Source organism: Peribacillus sp. CSMR9 (assembly GCF_033141925.1).
Lineage (GTDB): Bacteria > Bacillota > Bacilli > Bacillales > DSM-1321 > Peribacillus > Peribacillus simplex_A.
Map to the genome: position 1 here is coordinate 1 of NZ_JAOPHO010000134.1, position 3,771 is coordinate 3,771.

Here is a 3,771-nt window from a genome sequence, read left to right on the forward strand (position 1 = left end):
ATAAAATCATTCTTAATGTCCCAGAAAAAGAATATATATTTTACAGACGCAGTCCATACATACTATACTTTTCATGATATTGATCTTGGATAGAGAAGATTCTTTCTAGGGAAATGTGAATTAAAATTAACATCTCTTCACCAAAAAGTACCTCATGGCGTCAGTCCTAGTATAAAAATCCCCCAAAGATTGTGCTAAAACCGCTCACTAAGCATATTAAGGTCTTAGAACGTGCACAAATCCCATAAAAAAATTTTATTTAGTTATTTTGTTATCGACGATAATTTTTGCTCAACCCATTTACTGGTACTAATCCCTTCTTGTTCAGCTAAATCTGAAATTGCTTCTAACAATTCGATAGGTAATTCAAAACTAGTTTTTCTATTTGGACTACGTAATATCAAAGTATCATCTTCATGATACATTTCTCCATTGGTTAAATACGGTAAGATATCAGCAATACTAATCATATCTGGCAATAACGGTCTTTCCCCTGCCCGGATGAAGAGTAAAACTGAACTATCTTGTTCTCTCATTCTTATGTTTTCCACACCCCAGTTTTTATATAAATAGTCGAGGAAGGGATAAAATACAACTTCGTCTTTTGGTACCTGAAGCTCAACATAGCCTTTATAATCCAAAGTAGGTTGGTGGATCGAGTATGATGGCTTTAAGGCATAATTTTTCATTCCTTCTTCATACGTCAACCACTTTTGTATATTGGATAAGTAGAAACCAAATACATTTTCTTCATTACGAATCACACGTGCCTCTGGTATTTTAGTCGAATGAAATCTTTGATACAAAACAATATCATTTTTTGTATCATAATATTCATATTTTTTGGGTCGCTGTGTTTCAGATGGTTTGAGTGATTTCTCTGCTTCATGATAGTCTGATTCCGAAATTACATACGTGATTCGTTCATCCCCATAAGGGACAGCCTTAGCTTTAATCGAACCATCTTGTATATACTTATAAACACTTTGTACAGATAATCCCATTTTCTTTGCAACCTCATTGGGACTCATACCTGTAGGTAAAGATTGCCTTTCATACACTAATCGATCCACTTCCGCTTTTTCATAACGGGCCTCTTTATGCAGTCGATGTGGGTCCAGAATCTTCATGATTTTCTTCTGTTTTCCATAATGGTAGACTGTTGCCTTGGATACGCCTAATAAATCAGCTACTTCTTTTTGTGTATACCATTCCACTTTATCCCCCTCCCATCCTTCTTGATGATCCGTTCCTGTTATGGGAACATCCTGTTGGTTCCCATTCGTCAATTCCTCATGATACAAGACTGCTTCCGCCTGGCCAAATTTCACACGATATTGGAGACGAGGCTGTTCAATCACTTCCAAAATCACGCCTTCTTTTTTTTCAAATTGTTTAAAGTAGTAATAACTCTCTGGGTCTTCTTCTTCCGTACATGTTTGGAGAACATAAACCGTTTCCCCCATTTTATAAGATACAGTCAGAATGTTTTTTACATGGTTTAGTTTATTCATAATTTGTCTATTCACCCTTTTTATTTTATTGCTATATGTATATATATATCAGGATTAACTTTTCATTTATATATCTATTATAATATATAGTATTGACTTAAATAAGTATAATTTTATATTCCTCTTATATAACCATTATAGATTTAATATTTGAATCTAACAATATTATTATAATTTGTGAATCTAATTATATACTAATTAAGGAAAACCTAAATAAATATAGAATTTATTTAGGTATACTATAATTATTTAAATCTTGTAATTTGTTATAATGTAATTAGTATTATTTAAAGGGATGTTATAAATATATACTTTATCTTATTGATTTTCGGATTATAAAAGTGAGGGATTAAGGTATGCATGAACTGGTAGAAAAAACGAAAGAGATTCAGAGCAGTGCATGGAAAAAGAGACTTTCAGACATTTCGATCCATACGTTACAAGAACGTTTAGATACGACAGAAAAGAATGGGCAAGATCCTTTTTCCGATTTTAGCGATGTAGACATGCTACAGTGGTTTCTTCATAGGCGAGAACATTTAAAACGGCAACATGAAAAGGCCACCCGCACCGTACAAGCCTATGAGCGAGAACTTATTCAATTTATTGAACAATTACTCACTCATTCGGTGGAAATCAATGTAGACTTTGAAAAAGTTGCGGACGGTTCCCTCTTTAAATCTCTATCTACCCGGCACATTCGTAGATATCAGGAATGGTTATCGGAAAAAAGCCCCTATGTCTTAAAAAAAGGAGCCTATTCCGTTGCCACATTATCCAGAAAGACAACCATCATTAAGAATTTTTTGAAATTCTTGTTCGAATCTGGCTATATCACTGAGCCCATTCATGAAGGTTTCTTTAAGATCAATATTCGTAAAGATGATCGGCCGAACCGTGATTTGGGACCGAAGGAAGTCATTCAGCTACTTGATTATTTCTGGGAAATCAACCACCCCATCGTTTTTTCGATTATTCATATCCTAACGATGACAGGCATGCGTAATGAAGAGTTTACAAGACTCCGAGTCAGGGATCTTCAATATGATTCGATTACCAGCACGTATTTTTTAGAGGTCCTAGGTAAAGGGAATAAAAGAAGGCAAATACCATTGAAAGAAAAAGGAATGAATAGTATTCGAATGTTCCGTTCAGCTAGAGGGATCGACGATATAGATGTAGCAGATGGTGACGCCCCTCTCTTTACGACCAATACTGGCCGTGCCTACTCTCCCTCTTATTTGTCTCAATACTTAACAAAAACCATTAAAGAGAGTGGATTAGCTTTTTTGAAGTTTCGTTCTTCTTCCATTGGTCCTCATACATTTAGGCATGCTTTTGCCATCATTTCTCACTTAAATGGAGTGGATGTCTATCAGATTATGAAGAGTCTAGGCCACGAGCAGCTATCCACTACAGAAATTTATTTGGAGAAGGTTTTTGAAAAAGAACGCCATGCGATTCATTTGTGGAAATCGGATGTGTTTGGGGAGTATATATAATAGAAGAAACTCGTCAAATTCAGAGGAATTTTTTCTGGATTTTGGACTCCAATTGAATGGCACGCCCTTTAAAGATCCATTTCGAAAATGGTTTAAAGATTGAAAATAAACAAAGATGAGATTTAATAAAAGATACTTTCATACCTTGCAAGTAGTTTATTCAGCCGTCTATACAGACTCCAGTTAGTAGGTTTTTTAAAAAATAGTATGTATAGTGAATAAAGTCTTATACAGCTTTTATGACCAAAAGAGTGATGTTTAAAAATTGTTACATCTAATTTACGGTATTACTTAGCTACTTCTTTTTATAAAGAAATAGAAGATAAAAAGAGGGACCAAGTCATTCAGATGACTTGATCCCCCATTTTTAGAATAATCACTTATTGTATTCCAATGCCCAACATGAAATTGTGCTAATTATCATCTTTATATTTTTTCCAATTTTATAAAACCAATCTTAGGCAAAGACCAAATTGGCTTAAATGCTCCATGTATCCCGCACCTTTTATAAAACCTTTATGTTCCCTCAATAAAGATCGGTTTTCGGTTCTGGTTTAAAAATATTTTTACCAAACAAAAAGATGTTCAGACCATAATATGTCTGAACATCTTTTTTTATTACACGGCGTTTTTCTTTTTTAAAGTGGAAGCATCTTGAGAGTGCTCCCAACATTCAAGATTTTCAAGACCTTTAATGCTGTCTTTATAAAAAACAGGATCTTGACCAGCTTTTTTCTGTTTCATATAATCACTTA

Annotated in this window: 2 protein-coding genes; one reads left to right on the forward strand and one right to left on the reverse strand. The window is 34.1% G+C overall.

Going from position 1 to position 3,771, the window contains the following annotated elements:
- Positions 1-263: 263 nt before the first annotated feature.
- Complete coding sequence (locus N9I19_RS24075) at positions 264-1,514, reverse strand: helix-turn-helix domain-containing protein (protein ID WP_317779233.1); 1,251 nt, start codon at positions 1,512-1,514, stop codon at positions 264-266.
- A gap of 356 nt (positions 1,515-1,870) precedes the next feature.
- Here N9I19_RS24075 and N9I19_RS24080 point away from each other — a divergent pair, with 356 nt between their 5' ends.
- Complete coding sequence (locus N9I19_RS24080) at positions 1,871-3,016, forward strand: tyrosine-type recombinase/integrase (RefSeq protein ID WP_317779234.1); 1,146 nt, start codon at positions 1,871-1,873, stop codon at positions 3,014-3,016.
- The last annotated feature ends 755 nt before the right edge of the window (positions 3,017-3,771 follow it).